This is a genomic window from Ochrobactrum sp. BTU1 (assembly GCA_018798825.1).
Taxonomy (GTDB): Bacteria; Pseudomonadota; Alphaproteobacteria; order Rhizobiales; family Rhizobiaceae; genus Brucella.
The window spans coordinates 23,902-46,732 of sequence record CP076354.1; the positions used below are offsets into that span (position 1 = coordinate 23,902).

Genomic DNA, 22,831 nt, shown 5'->3' on the forward strand with positions numbered 1-22,831 from the left:
TATGAAGGCTGCATTCTGGAAACGAGGCCTGACCACGGCTCTTTGTGTGGCTGCGTCCCTATCTGTAGCGCCTTCTTTTGCAGCCCCCTCCAAAGCGCAGATTGAGAGCCAGTATCGCAACTGGATTGAAAAAGACCTCTGGCCCGAAGCAAAGGCGGCTGGTGTTTCACGCCCTGTTTTTGAGCAGGCTTTTGCAGGTGTTACGATCAACTGGAAACTGCCTGATCTTGTCATTCCGGGCGAAAAACCAACAGCACCCAAAGAGCAGAAACAGGCGGAGTTCGGCGCGCCGGGCAAATACTTCAATGCCAAAACGATTGGTTCTGTCACAAGCGGCGGCAAAGCGCGGCTTGGTCAGAATGCAAGCCTGCTCAAAAGCATCGAGCAGCAATATGGCGTGCCGGGCCGCATCCTTGTGGCCATCTGGGGTCGCGAATCGGGCTTTGGCACGGTCAAAATTCCGTACAATGCCTTTGAAGTACTGGGCACCAAGGCCTTCATGGCAACGCGCAAGGAAATGTTCCGCAAAGAGCTGATTGCAGCACTCCAGATCACCTCACGCGGCTACATCTCCAATGGTTCGATGAAAAGCTCGTGGGCGGGTGCGCTGGGTCAGCCGCAATTCATGCCGACATCCTATCTCAAACATGCCGTTGATTTTGATGGTGACGGCAAGCGAGACATCTGGAATTCGGTGCCCGATACGCTCGGCTCCATCGCCAATTATCTAAAAATCCATGGCTGGCAGGCGGGGCGCGACTGGGGCTATGAAGTCAATGTGCCTCAGAATATTTCCTGTTCTCTGGAAGGGCCAGACCAGGGCAAGACATTTGCCGAATGGGCAAAGCTCGGTATCGCCCGCACCAATGGCAAGGCGTTTCCGGCCAATGAAATGCGCGGTGAGGGTTTTCTGCTCATGCCCGCTGGTCGTTATGGACCGGCCTTTATCGTGACGCCGAATTTCTACGTCATTAAAGATTACAATATGAGCGATCTCTATGCGCTCTTCATCGGCCATGTTGGCGACCGTATTGCCTATGGTGCGGGTGATTTCCAGACGCAATGGGGCAATGTCGGCACCATGTATCGCTCCGACATTCTTGCGATGCAGAAGCGTATGCAGGCGCAGGGTTACGATGTTGGTAAGGCCGATGGTCTGCCGGGCTTCAAAACCCGTCGCTCGATTGGTCTTTGGCAGTCAAAGAATGGGCTGGCACCAACCTGTTTTACCCAGCCCGAACTGGTTAAATCCATCCGCTAAGGTGGATTGCCGGGAGCGAAAACTCCCGGCATCAATATTTTAAGCGGCCTTTGTCAGCATACCGTGCGGGTCGAGTACGAATTTCTTCGCCACGCCATGATCGAAGCTTTCGTAGCCTTGCGGCGCTTCTTCCAATGAAATCACCTGCGCATTGACGATATCGGCAATGTTTAGACGGCCATGCAGAATAGCCTGCATGAGTTGGCGGTTATATTTAACCACCGGCGTCTGACCGGTATGGAAAGATTGTGCCTTTGCCCAGCCGAGGCCAAAGCGCAGTGACAGGCTTCCCTGCTTGGCAGCACTGTCGACAGCGCCCGGATCTTCGGTCACGTAAAGACCAGGAATGCCAATAGAGCCTGCCGGGCGGGTGATTTCCATCATCTGGTTGAGAACGATGGCCGGTTGTTCGCCACCGCTATGGCCGCGGGCCTCAAAGCCAACCGCGTCAATGGCGCTGTCCACTTCGTTGCTGCCGGTGACTTCGGCAATCATATCGCCAAGGCGATCACTCGCTGAAAGGTCAATCGGCTCAAAGCCGACCTTGCGGGCATGTTCCAAGCGCTCTTTGTTGAAGTCGCCAACCATGACGACCGCAGCGCCAAGGATACGGGCAGAGGCGGCCGCAGCAAGTCCAACAGGACCAGCACCAGCCACATAGACAATGGAGCCCACGCCGACACCCGCCTTAACCGCGCCATGGAAACCGGTGGGCAGAATATCGGACAGCATGGTCAGATCGCGAATTTTCTCAATGGCCTGTTCGCGGTCTGGGAATTTCAGCAGATTGAAGTCGGCATAAGGCACCATGACATAGCGTGCCTGCCCGCCGATCCAGCCGCCCATATCGACGTAGCCATAAGCGCCGCCAGCGCGTGATGGATTGACGGTAAGGCAAACGCCGGTGTCCTGCGACTTGCAGCAACGGCAGCGCCCACAGGCGACATTGAACGGCACGGATACGATATCGCCCACTTCGAGCATTTCGACATCGCTGCCTTTTTCAATCACTTCGCCGGTGATCTCATGACCGAGCACAAGGCCGGGCATTGCGGTGGTACGACCACGCACCATGTGCTGGTCGGAGCCGCAAATATTGGTGGTGATCACTTTCAGGATGACGGCATGGTCCAGCTTGCGCCCATCGGGAGCGCTCAACACCGGATCATCAATATCTCGAACTTCGACTTTACCCGGGCGCATATACACAACGCCTCTATTCCTGCTCATGTCTACCTCCTCCAGATCGACGTGCGGATCATTCCCGATCCGCACATAGTGGGCCGGGATGTGCGGGGATATACCCGTGGAAGAAGCGTACAGTGGTTATCGGTCGGGGAGTTGTTCTGTGCGCGACATGTCCGGTTCTCTCATCAGCATGTCAGCGAAAGATTTAAGCGCCTTTGTCTGATAGCGGTCATTATGCGACAGCATCAGAAACTGGCGTTGTGGGAGAGTAAAATCGGCCTTGACGAGTGTGCCTGCTGCAAGATGCGGTGCTGCGACGAGTTCCGAAATTGCAGTCACGTAATTGCCTGACAGGACGGCCGAACAGATCGCTTCGTTGGATGGAAGTTCCAGAGCTATTTTGAGGCGTTCAGGATTGTAACCCGCAACCCGCATCGCATCTTCAAACACGCTGCGAGTGCCTGACCCATGTTCACGCAATATCCATTGGCCGCTGAACAACGTATCCCATGTGAGTTTAGCGGCAGTGCGCCATTCATGCGCAGGGCCTGTGACAACGATAAGCTGATCCGTTCCAACCTTGCGCATCGAGAGGGCGGGAGCTTGCACAGCGCCTTCCACGAGACCGATATCCGCCAGTCCTTCTTGCGTGGCCTGCGTGACACTCTCGGTGTTCCCGAGCGTCAGGAGCAAGTCGATCATCGGATGCGTCGCATGAAACCGTGCCAGATAAGGCGGTAGCCAGTAACTTGCGATAGTCTGGCTGGCATGGATTGTAAGAATACCGCGTTTGCCGCCGCCAAGTTCTGAAAGCATACGCTCTGCCGATTGTGCACGGGCCAGCGTCGCGCGCGCTTCATCCAGAAATATGCGGCCATCGCCTGTCAGCTCGATACGACGACCGATGCGGTTGAAAAGCATCGCGCCATAGCGTTCTTCGAGCGTGCGAATGGCCGAACTCACCGCCGATGGCGTGAGATGAAGTGCTTCCGAAGCGCGGGTGAGGTGTTCGCGCTCGGCCACCTCGATGAAAATACGCAGTTGTTCCAGTGTCATAGTTTCAATCGTTCGATTTTATCGAATGAATTGTGCCATATTATGCGATGGAATGAACAGAAGAATTAGCGCATCTCATTGGAAAATATTTCTCAAGATTTGAATGCTGATTCCGATGACCACCGCAACTGCCACAAAATTTCAGAACATTCTCCCGGGGCTTGCACTTAGCCTTGCTGTTTCGGCTGTGGCGATCGGGCTTGAAAAGATTGAGGAGCATTATACCGGTAAAGCTTGGCTGGAAGCGCTGGTGCTGGCAATTCTGATTGGCACCGCCGTCCGGACCATTTTCCGCCCCGGTAAGCAATTTTCCAAAGGCATTAGCTTTTCCGCGAAACTTCTGCTGGAGATAGCGGTCGTGCTGCTTGGCGCTTCGATCAGTGCCAGTGCCGTCATTGACGCTGGTCCCGGCCTTATATTTGGCATTGCCTGTGTTGTGGTGATGGCCATTACATTCAGCTACGGGATTGGACGATTACTGAAGCTGCCGCATCGCATGGCTGTTCTGGTTGCTTGTGGCAATTCCATCTGCGGTAACTCGGCGATAGCGGCAACGGCTCCCGTCATTGGTGCAGACAGTGAAGATGTTGCAGCTTCCATCGCATTCACGGCCATTCTGGGTGTCGTCGTTGTGTTGCTCCTGCCGCTGCTGGTGCCGTTGCTGGGATTGTCTTTCACGCAATATGGCGTTCTGGCTGGGCTGACGGTCTATGCCGTGCCGCAGGTTCTGGCTGCTACCGCTCCAATCGCCACAATCAGCGTCCAGCTTGGCACATTGGTCAAGCTCGTCCGCGTGCTGATGCTCGGCCCTGTCATTCTGGCGCTTTCCGTGCTGGCTGGCAACAAGGACGCGGAAGTAAAACCCGGCTTCCTGCAATTAGTGCCGTGGTTCATCATCGGCTTTCTGGTGATGATGGCACTGCGTTCGCTGCACCTGATCCCCGAAGCCATTCTTCCCGGCATTCAGTTTGCGTCCACCGCACTGACGATCATTTCCATGGCAGCACTTGGTCTGGGCGTCGATGTGCGCTCTGTGGCTTCCGCTGGCGGGCGGGTGACACTGACAGCTATTCTGTCGCTGCTGGCGCTTGGCGCTATCAGTCTGGGCTTGATCCATATGCTGAACATTGTCTGACGCCTATTGTCGGACTTCACCAGAATAGATTTGCGATTGTCCGGGCTGCGGAAAAATGCTGCGATAAGTCATAGCTGATCAACGACTTGCGAGATTAGAAATGGCAGTATTACCGCTTACCAAAATCCCAGACCCGCTTTTGCTCGCGGTCTCTCTGCCTGTCGAAACCATCGACGACGATATTCGCGTTTTTGCGGATGATATGCTTGATACGATGTAGAAGTCGGGTGGTGTCGGCATTGCCGCAGTTCAGGTGGGAAAGCTCCTGCGTATCACGGCCATTGACGTGAATTACCGGGATGGCGAACGCAAGCCGCTGATTGCGATCAATCCAGAGATCGTTGCTTCCTCCGAGGAACAAAGCAGCTACGATGAAGGTTGCCTTTCGGTCGGGCCTTATCGGAGTTCTATATCACGTCCAGCGCGTATTACTGTCAGCTATACCGATCTTGAGGGTGAGAAACACCAGATCGAAGCTGATGGTATTCTGGCAACATGTTTTCAGCACGAAATCGACCATATGGACGGTGTGTTGTTTTTCGATCATCTGACCAAAGAGCAGCGACAGGAAATTCTGGATCAGGTGGCTGCGGAACAAACGTCTGTAGCCTGATGTCTATGGAAAATGCAGATCGGCGCATTTCCAATGCTTGTCCGCGATCAGGATAAAGAAAAAGCCCGCCATTTGGCGGGCTTTCTCATGTTCAGTCGAAGGGACGGAAAACTTAGTTGTTTTCCGACTTCTTCATTGCTGCAGCAAGAATATCGCCGAGCGAAGCGCCTGAGTCGGACGAACCGTACTGAGCAACTGCTTCTTTTTCTTCAGCGATTTCGAGCGCCTTGATCGAGACCTGCAGCTTGCGGGTCTTCTTGTCGAAAGCGATGACGCGAGCGTCAACCTTCTGACCAACCGTGAAGCGTTCTGGGCGCTGTTCGTCACGATCACGCGACAGATCCGAGCGCTTGATGAAGCTTTCGAGGTCGTGATCGACCAGGCGAACTTCAAGACCGCCATCGGTAACAGCGGTTACTTCACAGGTTACAACGGCGTTCTTGCGCAGATCACCCGAAGCTGCTGCTTCACCGACCTTGTCGCCGGAAAGCTGCTTGATGCCGAGCGAGATGCGTTCCTTCTCAACGTCAACGTCGAGAACGACAGCCTTAACGACTTCACCCTTGTTGTACTCTTCGATGACCTGTTCGCCTGGACGGTTCCAGTCGAGGTCGGAGAGGTGAACCATGCCGTCGACGTCGCCGTCGAGACCAATGAACAGGCCGAATTCGGTCTTGTTCTTAACTTCACCTTCAACGATCGTGCCCTGAGGGTACTTCTGAGCGAAGGTCGTCCATGGGTTGTCGAGTGTCTGCTTGAGACCGAGGGAGATACGGCGCTTGACCGGATCAACTTCGAGCACAACAACTTCGACTTCCTGAGTGGTCGACAGGATCTTGCCTGGATGCACGTTCTTCTTGGTCCACGACATTTCCGAAACGTGGATCAGACCTTCGATGCCTGGCTCGATTTCGACGAATGCACCGTAGTCGGTGATGTTCGTGACAGTACCGGTGATCTTTTTGCCGATCGGGTACTTCGCGCCGATGCCATCCCAAGGATCGTTCTCGAGCTGCTTCATGCCGAGCGAGATACGATGGGTATCCTGGTTGATACGGATGATCTGCACCTTAACGGTCTGGCCGATGGTGAGGATTTCCGATGGATGGTTGACGCGGCGCCATGCCATGTCGGTAACGTGCAGGAGGCCGTCGATGCCGCCGAGGTCAACGAACGCACCGTAATCGGTGATGTTCTTGACAACGCCTTCAACAACCTGACCTTCTTCAAGGTTCTGAACGATTTCCGAACGCTGTTCCGCACGGCTTTCTTCAAGAACGGTACGACGCGAGACAACGATGTTGCCGCGACGCTTGTCCATCTTGAGGATTTCGAAAGGCTGTGGGACGTGCATAAGCGGGGTAACGTCGCGGATCGGACGAATGTCGACCTGCGAACGTGGAAGGAATGCAACTGCACCGTCCAGATCGACGGTGAAGCCACCCTTGACCTGGTTGAAGATGACGCCGTCGACGCGCTCGCCATTGGCGAACTTCTGCTCGAGCTTGCCCCAGCTTTCTTCACGACGTGCTTTTTCGCGCGACAGAACAGCTTCGCCGAGTGCGTTTTCGATGCGCTCAACGTAAACTTCAACTTCGTCGCCCGGCTTCATCGAGCCGTCTTTGCCCTTCGCGCCGAATTCCTTCAGCGGTACGCGACCTTCGACCTTGAGGCCAGCATCGATGATTGCCATGTCTTTTTCGATGGCAACGATGCGACCCTTTACAACATAACCTTCTGCAAGGTCATTGTTGGCAAAGGATTCGGCCAGCAGCGACTCGAAGTCTGCGAGGGAGGGATTGAATTCAGACATAAATACTCCTGATGCATCCGGTATGAAACAACATCGGATGCGGCGCCGGGGGTTAGAGTTGCGTTAGGCCTGTCCTTCAGCTCCGTCTCTTTGAGACAACCGGCGCATGGAACGCGAAGTCAGGTTATAAATATGGGTGAGACCTATATAGGAACAAACCCGGAATTATCCAGCATTTCCAAGGCCTATCTTATCAGAAAGTCGTTAAACTGTCCCGATATTATGCCTTGTGCTGCGCGAAAGCGTGATCAATCAGCTTTTTTGCTGCAAGAAATGCCGCTTCTATACTCATTTCACTCGTATCTAGCAAGTGCGCGTCTTCAGCGGGCCTAAGCGGAGAATCGGTGCGGTTCATGTCACGCTCATCGCGCTTCCTGAGATCGGCCAGAATTTCATCGAGATCAGCCGTCCCGCCTTTGGCAACGATTTCCTCAAAGCGGCGTTGTGCGCGCACTTCAGGCGATGCCGTCACAAAAAGCTTTATATCAGCCTCCGGGCAGACCACAGTTCCAATATCGCGGCCATCAAGTACGCTTGACGGCAATGCATTGGCGAAACCGCGCTGGGCTTCAACAAGAGCGCGCCGCACGGCAGGCATCACTGCTACTTTCGACGCCGCCTCGCCAATAGCATGGGCTGAAAGAACGGCCTTGTCCATCTGATGAAGGTCAAGATTAAGCGCCACATCAGCTGCAATTGCTTCATCATCAAGCGGCAGCCCCTGATCGAGCAGAGCTTTCGCCACTGCACGATAGGTGAGGCCGGTATCGAGATGCGGCATGCCGTAATGAATGGCAATGCGCCGGGCAAGGGTTCCCTTGCCCGAAGCTGCTGGTCCGTCGATGGCTACGACGAAACTTGTCATTGCTGCTCGCTGACTTCGATTTTTGCACCAAGGCCGGGCATCATGGTCATGAATTCGGGGAACGAGGTTGCAATCATCGTGCTGTCATCGACCGTGACTGGCTTTTCAGCGGCCAGCCCCATGACGAGGAAGCTCATGGCAATGCGGTGATCGAGATGCGTTGCAACGGTGCCGCCTCCAAGGCCTTTGCCGTCTGGACGACCACGAACCGTCAGCGACATCTCGCCTTCGGTGCAATCGACACCATTGGCTTCAAGGCCGCGCGCAACAGCTGCCAGACGGTCTGATTCCTTCACACGCAGCTCGTCGAGGCCGTCCATGACGGTTTCGCCTTCGGCAAAAGAAGCCGCAATCGCCAGAACCGGATATTCATCGATCATCGATGGTGCGCGTTCCGGAGGAACCGTGACACCCTTGAGCTTCGATGACTTAACGCGCAGATCGGCAACATCTTCACCGCCAGCAAGGCGTGGATCGATGATTTCGATGTCTGCGCCCATTTCCTGCAATGTCAGGATAAGGCCGGTGCGGGTCGGGTTCATCAGCACGTTACGGATGGTGACATCCGAACCTTCGACCAGCAGAGCCGCAACCAGCGGGAAGGCGGTCGAGGATGGATCACCCGGTACGTCAATGGTTTGGCCCGTAAGCTTGCCCTGCCCGACGATGCGAATGTGACGCACGCCATCCTTGTCGGTTTCGACGGTGAGATCGGCACCGAAGCCCTGCAGCATCTTTTCGGTGTGATCGCGCGTCATGACAGGTTCAATGACGGTTGTGACACCTGGCGTATTGAGACCGGCGAGCAGAACTGCCGACTTCACCTGAGCAGATGCCATAGGCACGCGATAGCTGATCGGGTTTGCAGTCTTTGGGCCGGTCAATGTCAGCGGCAGACGGTCGCCTTCTGCGGCTTTCACCTGTACGCCCATTTCACGCAGCGGATTGAGCACACGGCCCATCGGACGCGATGTCAGTGATGCATCACCGATAAAGGTTGTCGTCATGTCGTAAGTGCCGACAAGGCCCATGGTCAGGCGGGCGCCGGTTCCGGCATTGCCGAAATCGAGCGGTGCTTCAGGTTGCAACAGGCAGCCATTGCCAACACCGTTGATGACCCAGATATCGCCGTCTTTGCGAATCTTGGCGCCCATCGCCTGCATGGCGCGGCCGGTATTGATGACATCTTCGCCTTCGAGCAGGCCGGTGATGCGGGTTTCACCCGAAGCAAGGCCGCCGAACATGAAGGAACGATGCGAGATGGATTTGTCACCCGGAATGCGGATTTCGCCCGTTAAAGCCTCCGAGCGGCGGGCGGTTGCAGGTTTCGGGGTAGCGGAATGGGACATGGATTCTTCACTGTCTCATTTTGGCGTTATTCACGCTGGATTAATCAAAGCGGCAGCTTCCTAGCACATGAACGGGGCGGGGTCATCCGCGAATACGTCTTTAAAGAGAGCTCTCTTTAAGACTATCGGGGCTGCAACGAGTCTTTAGCTTTGACAAAAGCTGCAAATTGCGTTTATGCACCGAACAACACCGTAAGGCGCGCCTTACGCCTTCTCTCGACCGTTTATGGTTATTGAGTATGATGGCGAGCAACATGTATGTAGTCATGGCAGGCGCGGTTGAATGAATTTGTGTCCCCGGGTGAACAAGTGGCGGAAATGCTGCAAGTGCTACGGGGGAAACATCAGGCGTGGAGTGCCACAGGCACGACAGGGATAAAAACTCACGAGGCTAAACGTGGCAAAAACTGAACTTGGTACCAAGCGCATTGACCCGGAAACGGGCAAGAAGTTTTACGACCTCAATCGTGATCCGATTGTTTCGCCTTACACCGGCATTTCCTACCCGCGTTCGTATTTCGAAGCGACCGTAGCAGAAAGCCGTGCGGTCGAAGAGGAAACCGAAGAGGAAGAACTGGATACGGCACTCGAAAAGCCGGAATTCGTTTCCCTTGAGGACGCGGACGACGAATCGAAGGGTGGCGAAGATCTTCCGGATATCGACGACGATGTCGATCTGGGCGACGACGATGAAGACACCTTCCTTGAAGAAGAGGAAGATGAAGACGACGACATGTCGGGCATTCTCGGCGGCGGCGTCGGTGGTGAAGACGAAGAAGGCTGATCGTCTTCTTCACCAAGCTTTTTTGCAGGGCGGTCCAGTGGGCCGCCCTTATGCATTTAGGCGGGTTAACGGCAATGTTCTGTTCCAGATTGCGGGGCGAATCTGCACAACCGGCAAATTAATTTGCCCGATACGAAAAGAGTTGCGATTTAGCTCTTGATCTTCTGTAACGAGCCATTTAATAAGCCGCCACACCGGACAGAAATTCCTGTCTGGCCCACCTCGAAAGAGGTCTGATGGGGCCATAGCTCAGCTGGGAGAGCGCTTGCATGGCATGCAAGAGGTCAGCGGTTCGATCCCGCTTGGCTCCACCAAATTTTCCAAATCATTTATATCGAGATTTACGATAGAGCATTGTACACGACCGAATGGTCGCAGGGGTTGTAACGCATCTCGACTTTTCCCAAAAAGTTGCTACTGACATATCAATGAAGTAAAACTCTGCGATACGTTGAATGAAAAGACTTTCTGATTTCGACGGTATGCGATTTTTATTGTGTATCGGAATCGCGCTCTTTCATTATTCTTTTCGGATTTCCGTAAAGAACGACGCTATCCAAAATATTATATTAACATTTGCTTATTTTACGGATATCTTTTTCATTGTATCCGGTCTTTTCCTCGGGCGGCGTCGCAATTATGTTTGGGGTGCTCGCCACTATGCAGGCTTTGTAGGAAGGCGCTTGGCGCGCATCTATCCGCTTCATGCCGTGGTGTTTTCCTGCTTCGCTCTCATATCCGTTCTGACCGCCTGGGGCATGTTGCACCCCTCTACACAGCCGAACATGAGCTGGTGGACCGGGTTTGCGCAATTGCTGCTGATTCACAATTGGGGGATGGGGCAGACCTTCTCCTATAATTATGTCAGTTGGTCGCTCAGCGCGCTTTTCATGATGTATTTGTGCTTCCCCTTATTTGATATTCTATGCAAGCGGCTGGGAGGCTGGCTTCTCGTTATTATTGTCGCTGCAATCATTGGCGGTGATTATCTGGCGCGATTACTTGGCGCATCATCGCTCACCCGAATCCAGTTTGCCGATGTTGGTGTGTTCCGTGCTCTGCCGTCATTCCTTTTCGGTATGTGGCTTGCGAGACGCGAGCAGAGCGCTTTGCCAAAGTGGCTTATCAAGATCGCGCTTGCAGCCTGCATGATCGTGTTTCTGTTCTATCACCCGTCGGGTAGTGATACTGATACTGCAACGCTGGAAGGGCCAAAACGGCTCCTCTTCCTCTACTTCTGCATGTACATGCTTTATGCCGCCAGTACACAGCAACTCTATACGCCGTTGCGATGGAGCGGCTTTGTCCAGCTCGCCCGCTACAGCTTTGGAATCTTCATTCTGCATCCGCTGATCGGACTTTTTTTCTTCAATGCACTGCCTAAAAGCTGGGGGCAGAATACGCTCGAAGCAGTTCTGCTGATCGGTGCAGGCGTTCTGGTAAGCATCGGGGCAGCCATCGTCGCTTATCATTTTTTCGAAAACCCGGTTAATCGCTGGCTGGTGGCAAAGATTAATGCTTGGGAGAACCGGACGCCTGATATCGTTGTGGAAACGGCTTCTCCCACACAGTCAGCCTGACAGAACGCCAACCCCAGATAGCGTTAATTTAGAGCGCATCCCGAAAAGTGCGAAGCGGTTTTCGAAACAAGATGTGCGTAAAAACAAATGTATAGAGCATTTCCAATGACCCAATCAAAACAGGAAATGCTCCAAATGGGCGAAGATCCGCTGTTTGATATCCCAATTGAACTGCTTTTCAGAAGTTGCATTATTATCAGTCATCGTTGACCCGATATTTATCGGCAACCCAAAACGATGCACCAGCAATATGGATTTCATTATAAGTTATTGATCGGTTGGCAAAACTGCCGATTTTTTTCAGAAAACAATGGGACAAGTAAGCAAGGCTCAGTTTGGGTACTGCTTCGTTTCCTTCATTAAAACCCGTGGACGTTTCCTCAACACTCCCATAGAAATTTGCCCACACATTGATGACTTGCGCTGCAAGTGATCGAGCATGATTCTGGGAGGAATGATGAATATCGAGGCCGTTTCCGCTGACAGCCAGCCATTGTGGCAACCTGATGCAAAACGCATTGCGGCAAGTAATCTGGAGCAATTCCGTTTGCGCGCAGAAAAGCTTACGGGGCAAGGTCTGGCTGATTATCAGGCCCTGCATCGCTGGTCGATTGAAGATCGTGCAGCTTTCTGGACACTCATCTGGGACTTTTGCGAGATCATCGGTGAACGTGGGGAAACAGCGCTGATCGATAAAGGTCATATGCGTGAGGCAAAATTCTTCCCCGGCGCTAAACTCAATTTTGCTGAAAATCTCCTGCGTCACAAAGGCGATGGCGAGGCGATCATCTTTCGCGGTGAAGACAAGGTCGAGCGCCGCCTAACATGGGATGATCTGCACGCGTTGGTCTCAAAGCTCCAGCAGTTCATGCTGGCAGAAGAGGTGAAGCCTGGAGATCGCATTGCAGGCATGATGCCCAATATGCCAGAAGCGGTTGCGCTGATGCTGGCAGCAGCGTCTATCGGCGCGGTATGGTCTTCGTGCTCGCCTGATTTCGGCGCACAGGGCGTGCTGGATCGCTTTGGTCAGATCGAACCCAAGCTGTTCTTTGCCTGCGACGGCTATTGGTACAATGGCAAACGCATTGATGTGGCCGACAAGATTGCCGAAGTCACAGCCAAGCTTCCGAGCTGCAAGCGCTCAGTTATCGTCACCTATCTCGACGAAGCGGAAGCTGTCGCCAGCAAGGCTGCAAACGGCATCGCGCTTGATGCTGCACTCGCATCGTTCACTGCAAAGACTGTCGAGTTCACGCGACTGCCATTCGACCATCCGCTTTATATCCTGTTTTCGTCTGGTACGACGGGCATCCCAAAATGCATCGTGCATCGCGCTGGCGGCGTGCTGTTGCAACATCTTAAGGAACATAGCCTGCACGCGGATATTCGCGAAGGCGACCGATTCTTCTATTTCACCACCTGCGGCTGGATGATGTGGAACTGGCTGGCCTCAGGCATCGCATCAGGCGCAACGCTTCTGCTCTATGATGGCTCGCCCTTCTATCCCGATGGCAATGTATTGTTCGATTATGCGGCATCCGAAGGCATGACTTATTTCGGCACGTCAGCAAAATTCATCGACGCCGTTTTGAAAGCCGGGCTGCGTCCCGGTGAAGCCCACGAACTATCCGCACTTCGCACCATTTCCTCGACCGGCTCGCCATTGTCGCCGGAAGGCTTTGCTTTTGTATATGACGCAATCAAGAAGGATGTGCATCTCGCATCCATCTCGGGCGGAACGGATATCGTTTCGTGCTTCGTGCTGGGCGTGCCAACCGAACCGGTCTGGCAAGGCGAAATTCAGGGCGCGGGTCTTGGTATGGCTGTCGATGTCTGGGACGACGATGGCAAGCCGGTGCGCCGCGAGAAAGGCGAGCTGGTTTGCACCAAGGCTTTCCCCTGTATGCCGCTGCAATTCTGGAACGATCCGGACGGAGCGAAATATCAGGCGGCCTATTTCGAGCGTTTCGATAATATCTGGTGTCATGGCGATTTTGCTGAATGGACCGAACATGATGGCATCGTCATTCATGGCCGTTCGGATGCGACGCTTAATCCGGGTGGTGTGCGTATCGGTACGGCGGAAATCTACAATCAGGTCGAACAGATGGCAGAGGTCGCAGAAGCGCTTTGCATCGGGCAAGATTGGGACAATGACGTGCGCGTGGTGCTCTTTGTGCGACTTGCTGAAGGTGTATCGCTCGATGACGATCTCAAAGCGCGTATCAAGACCAAGATCCGCACCGGTGCAACGCCGCGCCATGTACCTGCGAAGATCATCGCTGTTAGCGATATTCCGCGTACCAAGTCTGGAAAAATTGTCGAACTTGCCGTGCGCGACATTGTGCATGGGCGGGAGGTGAAAAACCGTGAAGCATTGGCAAACGCCGAGGCGCTGGAGCTTTATCGCAAGATTGCCGAGCTTCAGAAGAATTGATGCGGAACATGCCGCGAAAGAAAATTTCGTAATAGGGTAATAAATAGCCACAGAACGCCGCGCAAAGCCATTGCCTATTCGTCCGCCACGGGACACTCTGACCGGAACATAGCTGTTTTCAAAAACAGCAGCCGGGCAGAACTTGTGGAGGACGAGTATGTTTGCTTCTGGCATGAATTTCGGTCTTGGCGAGGAGATCGAAGCCCTTCGTGATACGGTGCGCCGTTTCGCGGAAAGCCGCATTGCGCCGCTTGCCGCCGAAACTGATCGCAGTAACGCATTTCCTATGCATCTATGGCGTGAACTGGGTGATCTCGGTGTGCTGGGCATCACAGCACCTGATGACTATGGCGGTGCGGGTATGGGCTATCTCGCGCATTGCGTGGCAATGGAAGAAATCAGCCGCGCATCGGCTTCGATTGGCCTGAGCTATGGCGCGCATTCCAATCTTTGCGTCAACCAGATCAATCGTAATGGTTCCCCCGAACAACGCGCAAAATATCTGCCTAAGCTCATTTCCGGCGAGCATGTCGGCGCGCTTGCGATGTCAGAGCCGGGGGCAGGTTCTGACGTTGTTTCGATGAAGCTGCACGCTGAAAAGCGCGGCGAAAGTTACGTTCTCAACGGCAACAAGATGTGGATCACCAACGGCCCTGATGCCGAAGTGCTGGTGGTTTATGCCAAGACTGACCCGTCTGCTGGTCCGCGTGGCATCAGCGCCTTCATCATTGAGAAAACCTTCAAAGGGTTCTCCACCGCGCAGAAACTGGACAAGCTCGGTATGCGCGGCTCCAACACCTGCGAACTGGTGTTTGAGGATTGTGAAGTTCCGGCTGAAAACCTGCTCGGTGAAGCGGGCAAGGGCGTCAATGTGCTGATGTCCGGCCTCGATTATGAGCGGGTGGTGCTGGCGGGCGGTCCGCTCGGCATCATGGCGGCCTGTCTTGATGTGGTTATGCCTTATGTGCATGAGCGCAAGCAGTTCGACCAGCCGATTGGCGAGTTCCAGCTCATGCAGGGCAAGCTTGCCGATATGTATGTGCTGTTCAACGCTTCGCGCGCCTATGTCTATGCGGTGGCAGCTGCGTGTGATCGTGGCGAGACGACGCGCAAGGATGCGGCAGGCTGCATTCTCTATGCAGCTGAAAACGCCACCCAAATGGCGTTGCAGGCGATACAGGCGTTGGGCGGCAACGGCTATATAAATGATTATCCGACAGGTCGTCTTCTGCGGGATGCGAAGCTTTATGAAATCGGTGCGGGTACGTCGGAAATCCGGCGGATGCTGATCGGGCGGGAACTCTTTCAGGAGACCCGTTGATGCCGGTTCTGAAATCTGAAATTTCGACACGCAGCGCCGTCTTTGAAGCCAACCGCCAAGCCATGCTTGCAGCGATTGATGTGGTGGCACAAGCATCACGCACTGCCATTGATGGTGGCGGTGAAAAGGCGCGTGAACGCCATGTCTCGCGCGGAAAGCTTCTACCGCGCGATCGTGTGGCGCAGCTGCTTGATCCGGGTTCGCCGTTTCTGGAAGTGGGGCTGACGGCAGCGCATGGCATGTATGATGGTGCAGCACCTTCCGGCGGTATGATCACCGGCATTGGCCGTGTATCTGGCCGTGAATGCATGATCGTCTGCAATGATGCGACGGTAAAGGGCGGCACCTACTATCCGATCACCGTGAAAAAGCATCTTCGCGCACAGGAGATCGCGGGCGAGAATCGCTTGCCGTGCATTTATCTGGTTGATTCCGGCGGGGCCAATCTACCCAATCAGGATGAAGTGTTCCCGGACCGCGATCATTTCGGACGCATCTTCTATAATCAGGCGCAGATGTCGGCGGCGGGCATTCCGCAGGTCGCGGTCGTCATGGGATCGTGCACGGCAGGCGGCGCTTATGTGCCTGCCATGAGCGACGAGACGGTCATCGTGCGCAATCAGGGTACTATTTTTCTGGCCGGACCGCCGCTAGTCAAAGCGGCGACGGGCGAAGTGGTGAGCGCGGAAGATCTTGGCGGTGGCGATACGCATACAAGGCTTTCCGGTGTTGCGGATCATCTCGCCAATGACGATACTCATGCACTGCAAATCGCACGCGCTATCGCCGCCAATTTCAACAGCCAAAAGCGCGAGTTTATTCCAAAGGGCGATGGTGCAGCACCGCTTTATGACGCGGAAGAAATTCTCGGAATTGTCTCAGCTGATACCCGCATTCCCTATGATATACGCGAGCTGATTGCGCGGCTGGTCGATGGTTCCGACTTCGATGAGTTCAAGGCACGATTTGGCCCCACGCTGGTTTGCGGTTTTGCAAGCCTTTATGGAATGCCGGTCGGCATTATCGCCAATAATGGCGTGCTGTTTTCGGAAGCGGCCTTAAAGGGTGCGCATTTCATCGAGCTTTGTTGCCAGCGCAATATTCCGCTGGTGTTTTTGCAGAATATCACCGGCTTTATGGTCGGGCGGAAATATGAGGCCGAGGGTATTGCCAAGCACGGCGCAAAGCTGGTGATGGCTGTTGCGACCGCAAATGTGCCGAAGATCACCATGCTAATTGGCGCATCCTATGGCGCAGGCAATTACGGCATGGCGGGGCGGGCCTATTCACCGCGCTTCCTGTGGACATGGCCGAACAGCCGCATTGCGGTGATGGGCGGCGAACAGGCGGCGGGGGTGCTGGCCACCGTCAAGCGCGAAGGCATTGAGCGCACCGGCGGCACATGGTCGGCGGAAGGTGAAGCGGAGTTTAAACGCCCAACGCTGGAAATGTTCGAGCGCCAAAGCCACCCGCTTTATGCCTCGGCGCGGCTTTGGGATGATGGCATTGTTGATCCACGCAAGAGCCGCGAAGTGCTAGGTCTTTCGCTTTCTGCAACGCTGAACGCTCCAATCGAGCCGACGCGCTTCGGCATCTTCAGAATGTAAAGAGGGCGATCAGATGTTTAGGAAAATACTGATTGCCAATCGCGGAGAAATCGCCTGTCGGGTCATTCGCACGGCGCGCCAATTGGGCATTGCCACAGTCGCGATTTATTCCGACGCCGATGTCAACGCGCTTCATGTCGAAATGGCCGACGAGGCCGTCCGTGTCGGTCCTGCCGTTTCTGCGCAAAGCTATTTGAATGTCGAAGCGATCATAAAAGCGGCGAAGGATACGGGCGCAGAAGCCATCCATCCGGGCTACGGCTTTCTGTCGGAAAATGCCGGTTTTGTAGATGCTGTCGAAGTGGCGGGCCTCACCTTCATTGGCCCATCGGCAAAAGCCATCCGCGCCATGGGGCTAAAAGATGCTGCCAAGGCGTTGATGGAGAAAGCCGGTGTCCCGGTCGTGCCCGGCTATCACGGCGATAATCAGGATGGCGATTTCCTCAAAAGCCAAGCCGATGCAATCGGCTATCCCGTGTTGATCAAGGCCCGCGCTGGCGGCGGCGGCAAAGGTATGCGCCGTGTCGATCAGGCGGCTGACTTTGCAGCGGCGCTGGACAGTGCGCGACGCGAGGCGGAAGCGTCGTTTGGCGATAGCGCTGTGCTAGTGGAAAAATACATGACCAAGCCGCGCCATATCGAGGTGCAGGTCTTTGGCGATAATTTTGGTAATGCGGTGCATCTTTTTGAGCGCGATTGCTCGTTGCAACGCCGCCATCAAAAGGTGATCGAGGAAGCGCCAGCGCCCGGCATGACGCCTGACATGCGCGCCGCGATGGGCGATGCAGCGGTGAAGGCCGCACAAGCCATTGGTTATTCCGGCGCAGGCACGGTGGAGTTTATCGCCGATGTGTCGGAAGGGCTGCGATCCGACCGATTCTTCTTCATGGAAATGAACACACGGCTACAGGTTGAGCATCCGGTGACGGAAGCAATAACCGGCCTTGATCTGGTCGAATGGCAATTGCGCGTGGCATCCGGCGAGGCCCTGCCGAAGCGTCAGGACGAGCTTTCCATAAACGGTTGGGCTTTCGAGGCGCGGCTTTATGCCGAAGACCCGGCGCGTGATTTTCTTCCCGCGACCGGCAAGCTTGCGCTGTTTGCAGCGCCTGAAAATGCGCGGGTGGATTCTGGTGTGCGAAGCGGCGATACCATCACACCGTTCTACGATCCGATGATTGCGAAGATTATCACGCATGGCGCTACCCGTGACGAGGCGTTGAACCGGCTTGAGAGCGCCTTAAACAAAACCCGTATCGCCGGACTTGTCACCAATCGCCAGTTCCTGTCCGACCTTTGCAAGCTTGAAGCGTTTCGCTCGGGCGATGTTGATACGGGGCTTATTGCCCGCGAGTCGGCTGTTCTTTTCAGGGATGAACAACCTTCCGAGATTGTATTTGCGCTGGCGGCACTCGGTGCGCTTGGTCTTCTGGATTTGCCACAAGAAGGCGATCCATGGGGCAGCCTGCGTGGGTTCCGCCTTTGGGGTGAGGCTTCACGCTTGGTTCTGCTTGATCATCATGGCGAACACCATGCTGTAAGCTTCACGACCAAAAACGACAGGCATTTCGGTTTTGCTTTTGGCGGTGTTGAAGTCCGCAATTACAAAAACGGTCTGGCTCGCTTTGCCGTTGATGGCCGCGTTGCGGAAGCTTCAGTCTCACGCAACGGCCATGACGTGACCGTGCAGTTCGAAGGCCGCGACACCATATTTCATTATGTTGAGTCTATCGGCGCAGAGGAGGAGGCTTCGAGCGAAAGCCGCATTCTGTCGCCAATGCCGGGACTTGTACGACTGGTTTCCGTCGCGGAAGGTGCCAGCGTCGCCAAAGGCGACCGGCTTGTGACGATGGAAGCGATGAAGATGGAGCTTTCACTGACTGCGCCGCGTGATGGCAAGGTCGCATCTGTGAGCGTCGCGGCTGGCGATCAGGTCAATGAAGGCGCGCTACTGGTCGAACTGGAGGAAGAACATGGCTGAACACGTTGAGATCGTCGAAATGGCTGCGCGTGACGGCCTGCAAAACGAGAAGCGTTTTGTACCAACAGCTGAAAAGATTGCACTGATCGACCGTCTGTCCGATTGTGGCTATTCCCGCATCGAGACGACCAGTTTTGTCAGCCCCCGATGGGTGCCGCAACTTTCCGATGCTACTGAAGTTATGGCCGGTATCCGCCGTGCCGACAGTGTGCGCTATTCGGTGCTCGTGCCAAATATGAAGGGCTATGAGCTCGCGGCGAGCGCCAATGTCGATGAGATTGCGGTGTTCATTTCGGCTTCTGAAGGTTTTTCCAAAGCCAATATCAACTGCACTATTGCAGAGAGCATTGAGCGGCTTGCGCCAGTGATTGGCGCGGCCATCAATGACGGGCTGGCCATTCGCGGCTATGTCAGCTGCGTTGTCGAATGCCCCTATGATGGATCGACCGCGCCGCAGGCGGTTGCCGATGTTACGGAACAGCTCTTTTCGCTTGGCTGTCACGAAGTGAGCCTTGGTGACACGATTGGGCGTGGTACACCCGAAACTGTGAGCGCCATGCTGGATGCAGTCTTGAACGTGGCACCAGCGCATAGTCTTGCAGGTCATTATCACGACACCAATGGACGGGCGCTCGACAATATTCAGATCAGCCTTGAAAGAGGGTTGAGGGTGTTCGATGCATCAGTCGGCGGGCTTGGTGGCTGTCCATTTGCACCGGGTGCCAAAGGCAATGTCGATACTGTGGCAGTCGTGGAAATGCTGCACCGCCTTGGCTTTGAAACAGGTCTTGATATTGAAAAGCTGAGATCAGCAGCTTTGTTTGCGCAAGCACTCCGTCAGGATAAAGCGGCATGACAGAGCTTGAAACTATCCGGATTGCTACTGACGAGCGTGGCGTTGCTACGCTAACGCTCAACCGGCCTACGCAGCATAATGCGCTGTCCGGTCTTATGATTGATGAGCTTCTGACTGCCACGCTTCGATTAGCAAATGATGATGCGGTGCGTATCGTAGTGTTAACCGGCAGCGGCACCAGCTTTTGTGCTGGCGGTGATCTTGGCTGGATGCGAGAGCAGATAAACGCGCCCCGCACACAACGTATTGAAGCGGCGCGCAAGCTTGCGTTGATGCTCAAAGCATTGCGCGATCTGCCGAAACCTCTTATCGGACGCGTGAATGGGCAGGCCTATGGTGGTGGTGTTGGGCTGATTAGCGTTTGTGATGCGGCGATTGGTGTTTCTGATGCGCGTTTTGGGCTGACGGAAACCAAGCTCGGTCTGATCCCGGCAACCATCAGTCCCTATGTGGTGGCGCGTATCGGTCAGGCTCATGCACTGAGATCCTTCACCTCGGCACGATTGTTTGATGCAAACGAAGCAAAGCATATTGGATTGCTGCATCAGGTGGTCGAAGCCGAGCAACTCGATGCGTCTGTAAAGTCCGAGATCAGGCCGTATTTTTCCACTGCCCCGGCAGCGGTTGCTGCCTCAAAGCGGCTGGTTCATGCGCTGGGCAGTCCGATAGACGAGGCCGTCATCGAAATGACGCTCACCCGCCTTGCTGATACATGGGAAACGCCAGAGGCCGCAGAGGGAATTGCGGCCTTTTTTGCAAAGCAATCACCATCATGGAGGAGAGGAGGATAGGCATTTAATGGGAGGCCGATTTTCGTTGTAGTTGCGGGCACTTGGCCCCTTGCAATCGGAAGCCGGAAATGCATTCTTATTACATCATGAAAGCTCGCTCCCGTTCTGGAGCATGATTCCGAAAGAGCAGGTGCAATTTCGGATAATATTATGGCTCTGGCACCTTAAATGGATGATGGCGCGGCGTGCTTTTAGATTAACCCTTTGAGATCATACGATGGAAAAAAGGGAGGGCCCGGCATTTCGGCAGCGCAATCGCGCTGAGATTTGACCGGCATGGGTTGTCTGAGGTCATCGATGAAAAAGCGAGACCTCGCCAAAGGAGAAAAAGAATGAATCTGAAACTGCTTTCCAGCGTGGCTTTTGCCGCAACACTTGGCTTTGCCGGTGCCGCTTATGCAGATATCACGATCGGTGTTATTGCACCGCTGACAGGTCCGGTTGCGGCCTATGGTGATCAGGTTAAGAAGGGCGCGGAAACCGCCGTTGAAGTCATCAATGCAAAGGGCGGCATCAAAGGCGAAAAGATCGTCTTGAAGTTTGCTGACGACGCAGGTGAACCAAAGCAGGGTGTTTCGGCAGCGAACCAGATCGTTGGCGATGGCATCAAGTTCGTGGTTGGTCCGGTTACGACCGGCGTCGCAATTCCTGTTTCTGATGTTCTTTCGGAAAATGGCGTTCTGATGGTTACGCCAACCGCAACCGGTCCAGATCTGACCGCGCGCGGTCTGGAAAATGTGTTCCGCACCTGCGGCCGCGATGACCAGCAGGCTGACGTCATGGCTGCTTACTTCTTGAAGAACTTCAAAGACAAGAAAGTCGCAATCGTTCATGACAAGGGCGCATACGGCAAAGGTCTTGCAGATTCCTTCAAGGCTGCAATCAACAAAGACGGCATCACTGAAGTTCAATATGATTCGGTTACACCTGGTGACAAGGATTTCAGCGCGCTCGTTTCCAAGCTGAAAGCCGCAGGCACTGAAATCGTTTATTTCGGTGGCTATCATGGTGAAGGCGGCCTTCTTTCCCGTCAGCTGCATGATGCGGGCCTCAAGGCTCTCATCCTTGGCGGCGAAGGCTTGTCCAACACCGAATATTGGGCAATCGGCGGCACCAATGCTGAAGGCACGCTCTTCACCAACGCTGTTGACGCGACGAAGAACCCAGCTTCCAAGGAAGCCGTCGATGCACTGACGGCTAAGAAAATCCCGGTCGAAGCATTCACCATGAATGCATATGCCGCTGTCCAGGTTCTCGCGAGTGGTATTGAACGCGCTGGTACGACGGATGATTCTGCCGCCGTTGCGAAGACCCTCCGCGACGGTCAGCCAATCGATACCGTTATTGGTAAGCTGACATATGGCGAAACGGGTGATCTGTCGTCACCAAGCTTCGACGTGTTCAAGTGGTCGGATGGCAAGATCGTCGGTCTCGATTAATTGCTGATTTAAAGTAAGTGAAACGCCGGGGTTTTATCCCCGGCGTTTTTGTTTCAGACGAAAGAATTGCTGCAGAATTACGAGTTCGGAAAGCCAAGCTCGGCTTCGATGGCCTCAAAAGTTTCTTCCATCGCATAGGTTGGGCTGAAGGGAATTCCGAAATGGCCATAAGCGATTGACATTTGCCCTTCGGCCCTGCGTTCGCCACCTTTGGCTACGGCGGCGACATAAAGTGCTGCGGCAAGACCCGTTCGGTCTGATCCAGCTTTGCAATGAATGAGAATTGGCTTTTCAGCAGTCTGCATGAGTGCAATCAGCTCGCGTGTCCGCTCTGGCGTCAGCTGGCGACTGGACGACATCGCATAGTTCGTGAGCTTGATGCCAAGAGCGCTGGAAGTTGTAACTTCGTCGTCATACCATTTCGCGCCAGGCTCTGCGCCGCGCAGGTTGATGATTGTTTTAATACCATCAAGCTCTTTTAATTTAGCGATGCGAGACGGATCGGGTTGGTTGGATCGATATGCCTGCCCCGCTATAATCGTATGGATATTACCTTTGTATTGAATCGTAAAAAGATAGCCGCCCAAGAAGCTAGCGCCGATTAAGCCGCTGACACTTAGTATTGGGACGTGGTTGAGCGAGAAATTGGCGTATCTTTTGAAGAAGTTCATGTTTTTCTTTAAAAGAGGATTGTTGAATGAAGCATTTTTTCATTTATTCTTTGATTTAGATTTTTATGTAGTTATATTGAGGCT

17 protein-coding genes, 1 tRNA gene and 1 pseudogene are annotated in these 22,831 nt (G+C 54.3%); 13 read left to right on the forward strand and 6 right to left on the reverse strand.

Going from position 1 to position 22,831, the window contains the following annotated elements:
* The first annotated feature begins 1 nt into the window (after position 1).
* The gene (locus tag KMS41_00115) at positions 2–1,261 is read left to right on the forward strand and encodes a lytic murein transglycosylase (protein QWK77694.1); all 1,260 of its coding nucleotides are present in this window, start codon (positions 2–4) and stop codon (positions 1,259–1,261) included.
* A gap of 39 nt (positions 1,262–1,300) precedes the next feature.
* Here the strand turns inward: KMS41_00115 and fdhA are convergent, their stop codons facing one another.
* Positions 1,301–2,491: a formaldehyde dehydrogenase, glutathione-independent gene (gene fdhA / locus KMS41_00120; protein QWK77695.1), complete on the reverse strand. Its 1,191-nt coding sequence runs from the start codon at positions 2,489–2,491 to the stop codon at positions 1,301–1,303.
* Positions 2,492–2,587: 96 nt separating this feature from the next.
* Positions 2,588–3,505 (reverse strand): LysR family transcriptional regulator, encoded by a 918-nt coding sequence (locus tag KMS41_00125; GenBank protein ID QWK77696.1) that lies wholly within the window; start codon positions 3,503–3,505, stop codon positions 2,588–2,590.
* 103 nt (positions 3,506–3,608) lie between these two features.
* Here KMS41_00125 and KMS41_00130 point away from each other — a divergent pair, with 103 nt between their 5' ends.
* Complete coding sequence (locus tag KMS41_00130; GenBank protein ID QWK77697.1) at positions 3,609–4,640, forward strand: YeiH family protein; 1,032 nt, start codon at positions 3,609–3,611, stop codon at positions 4,638–4,640.
* Between the two features lie 100 nt (positions 4,641–4,740).
* Positions 4,741–5,253, forward strand: a pseudogene (gene def, locus KMS41_00135) (peptide deformylase).
* A 112-nt stretch (positions 5,254–5,365) separates the two neighbouring features.
* On the opposite strand, the gene rpsA reads toward def, so the two are convergent.
* From rpsA to aroA, 3 genes are all read right to left on the reverse strand, one after another.
* Positions 5,366–7,066, reverse strand: a complete 1,701-nt coding sequence (gene rpsA / locus KMS41_00140; protein ID QWK77698.1) for a 30S ribosomal protein S1 — start codon at positions 7,064–7,066, stop codon at positions 5,366–5,368.
* A gap of 220 nt (positions 7,067–7,286) precedes the next feature.
* Complete coding sequence (gene cmk / locus KMS41_00145) at positions 7,287–7,931, reverse strand: (d)CMP kinase (GenBank protein ID QWK77699.1); 645 nt, start codon at positions 7,929–7,931, stop codon at positions 7,287–7,289.
* Positions 7,928–9,280: a 3-phosphoshikimate 1-carboxyvinyltransferase gene (gene aroA, locus KMS41_00150; GenBank protein ID QWK77700.1), complete on the reverse strand. Its 1,353-nt coding sequence runs from the start codon at positions 9,278–9,280 to the stop codon at positions 7,928–7,930. The genes cmk and aroA overlap by 4 nt, the downstream gene beginning before the upstream one ends.
* A gap of 397 nt (positions 9,281–9,677) precedes the next feature.
* Between aroA and KMS41_00155 the strand changes: the two genes are divergently transcribed.
* From KMS41_00155 to KMS41_00200, 10 genes are all read left to right on the forward strand, one after another.
* A complete protein-coding gene (locus KMS41_00155; protein ID QWK77701.1) occupies positions 9,678–10,064 on the forward strand; it encodes a TIGR02300 family protein in 387 nt (128 codons plus the stop codon).
* 238 nt (positions 10,065–10,302) lie between these two features.
* Positions 10,303–10,378: transfer RNA gene (locus KMS41_00160), tRNA-Ala, on the forward strand.
* A gap of 141 nt (positions 10,379–10,519) precedes the next feature.
* The gene (locus KMS41_00165) at positions 10,520–11,644 is read left to right on the forward strand and encodes an acyltransferase (GenBank protein ID QWK77702.1); all 1,125 of its coding nucleotides are present in this window, start codon (positions 10,520–10,522) and stop codon (positions 11,642–11,644) included.
* 457 nt (positions 11,645–12,101) lie between these two features.
* Positions 12,102–14,081: an acetoacetate--CoA ligase gene (locus KMS41_00170; GenBank protein QWK78721.1), complete on the forward strand. Its 1,980-nt coding sequence runs from the start codon at positions 12,102–12,104 to the stop codon at positions 14,079–14,081.
* Between the two features lie 172 nt (positions 14,082–14,253).
* Positions 14,254–15,402, forward strand: a complete 1,149-nt coding sequence (locus tag KMS41_00175) for an isovaleryl-CoA dehydrogenase (protein QWK78722.1) — start codon at positions 14,254–14,256, stop codon at positions 15,400–15,402.
* Positions 15,402–17,009, forward strand: a complete 1,608-nt coding sequence (locus KMS41_00180) for a methylcrotonoyl-CoA carboxylase (protein ID QWK77703.1) — start codon at positions 15,402–15,404, stop codon at positions 17,007–17,009. The genes KMS41_00175 and KMS41_00180 overlap by 1 nt, the downstream gene beginning before the upstream one ends.
* 13 nt (positions 17,010–17,022) lie before the next feature.
* Positions 17,023–18,990, forward strand: coding sequence for an acetyl/propionyl/methylcrotonyl-CoA carboxylase subunit alpha (locus tag KMS41_00185; GenBank protein QWK77704.1), 1,968 nt, complete (start codon positions 17,023–17,025; stop codon positions 18,988–18,990).
* A complete protein-coding gene (locus KMS41_00190) occupies positions 18,983–19,846 on the forward strand; it encodes a hydroxymethylglutaryl-CoA lyase (GenBank protein QWK77705.1) in 864 nt (287 codons plus the stop codon). The genes KMS41_00185 and KMS41_00190 overlap by 8 nt, the downstream gene beginning before the upstream one ends.
* Positions 19,843–20,637 (forward strand): crotonase/enoyl-CoA hydratase family protein, encoded by a 795-nt coding sequence (locus KMS41_00195; protein ID QWK77706.1) that lies wholly within the window; start codon positions 19,843–19,845, stop codon positions 20,635–20,637. The genes KMS41_00190 and KMS41_00195 overlap by 4 nt, the downstream gene beginning before the upstream one ends.
* 332 nt (positions 20,638–20,969) lie before the next feature.
* Positions 20,970–22,076: an ABC transporter substrate-binding protein gene (locus KMS41_00200; protein QWK77707.1), complete on the forward strand. Its 1,107-nt coding sequence runs from the start codon at positions 20,970–20,972 to the stop codon at positions 22,074–22,076.
* A gap of 77 nt (positions 22,077–22,153) precedes the next feature.
* Here the strand turns inward: KMS41_00200 and KMS41_00205 are convergent, their stop codons facing one another.
* A complete protein-coding gene (locus KMS41_00205) occupies positions 22,154–22,747 on the reverse strand; it encodes a tyrosine-protein phosphatase (protein ID QWK77708.1) in 594 nt (197 codons plus the stop codon).
* Positions 22,748–22,831 lie beyond the last annotated feature (84 nt).

What these genes read in the sequence shown, in the direction of transcription:
- KMS41_00115 (QWK77694.1), top strand. Translation starts at nt 2, where the DNA reads ATGAAGGCTGCATTCTGGAAACGAGGCCTGACCACGGCTCTTTGTGTG.
- fdhA (QWK77695.1), bottom strand. Translation starts at nt 2,491, where the DNA reads ATGAGCAGGAATAGAGGCGTTGTGTATATGCGCCCGGGTAAAGTCGAA.
- KMS41_00125 (QWK77696.1), bottom strand. Translation starts at nt 3,505, where the DNA reads ATGACACTGGAACAACTGCGTATTTTCATCGAGGTGGCCGAGCGCGAA.
- KMS41_00130 (QWK77697.1), top strand. Translation starts at nt 3,609, where the DNA reads ATGCTGATTCCGATGACCACCGCAACTGCCACAAAATTTCAGAACATT.
- rpsA (QWK77698.1), bottom strand. Translation starts at nt 7,066, where the DNA reads ATGTCTGAATTCAATCCCTCCCTCGCAGACTTCGAGTCGCTGCTGGCC.
- cmk (QWK77699.1), bottom strand. Translation starts at nt 7,931, where the DNA reads ATGACAAGTTTCGTCGTAGCCATCGACGGACCAGCAGCTTCGGGCAAG.
- aroA (QWK77700.1), bottom strand. Translation starts at nt 9,280, where the DNA reads ATGTCCCATTCCGCTACCCCGAAACCTGCAACCGCCCGCCGCTCGGAG.
- KMS41_00165 (QWK77702.1), top strand. Translation starts at nt 10,520, where the DNA reads ATGAAAAGACTTTCTGATTTCGACGGTATGCGATTTTTATTGTGTATC.
- KMS41_00170 (QWK78721.1), top strand. Translation starts at nt 12,102, where the DNA reads ATGAATATCGAGGCCGTTTCCGCTGACAGCCAGCCATTGTGGCAACCT.
- KMS41_00175 (QWK78722.1), top strand. Translation starts at nt 14,254, where the DNA reads ATGAATTTCGGTCTTGGCGAGGAGATCGAAGCCCTTCGTGATACGGTG.
- KMS41_00180 (QWK77703.1), top strand. Translation starts at nt 15,402, where the DNA reads ATGCCGGTTCTGAAATCTGAAATTTCGACACGCAGCGCCGTCTTTGAA.
- KMS41_00185 (QWK77704.1), top strand. Translation starts at nt 17,023, where the DNA reads ATGTTTAGGAAAATACTGATTGCCAATCGCGGAGAAATCGCCTGTCGG.
- KMS41_00190 (QWK77705.1), top strand. Translation starts at nt 18,983, where the DNA reads ATGGCTGAACACGTTGAGATCGTCGAAATGGCTGCGCGTGACGGCCTG.
- KMS41_00195 (QWK77706.1), top strand. Translation starts at nt 19,843, where the DNA reads ATGACAGAGCTTGAAACTATCCGGATTGCTACTGACGAGCGTGGCGTT.
- KMS41_00200 (QWK77707.1), top strand. Translation starts at nt 20,970, where the DNA reads ATGAATCTGAAACTGCTTTCCAGCGTGGCTTTTGCCGCAACACTTGGC.
- KMS41_00205 (QWK77708.1), bottom strand. Translation starts at nt 22,747, where the DNA reads ATGAACTTCTTCAAAAGATACGCCAATTTCTCGCTCAACCACGTCCCA.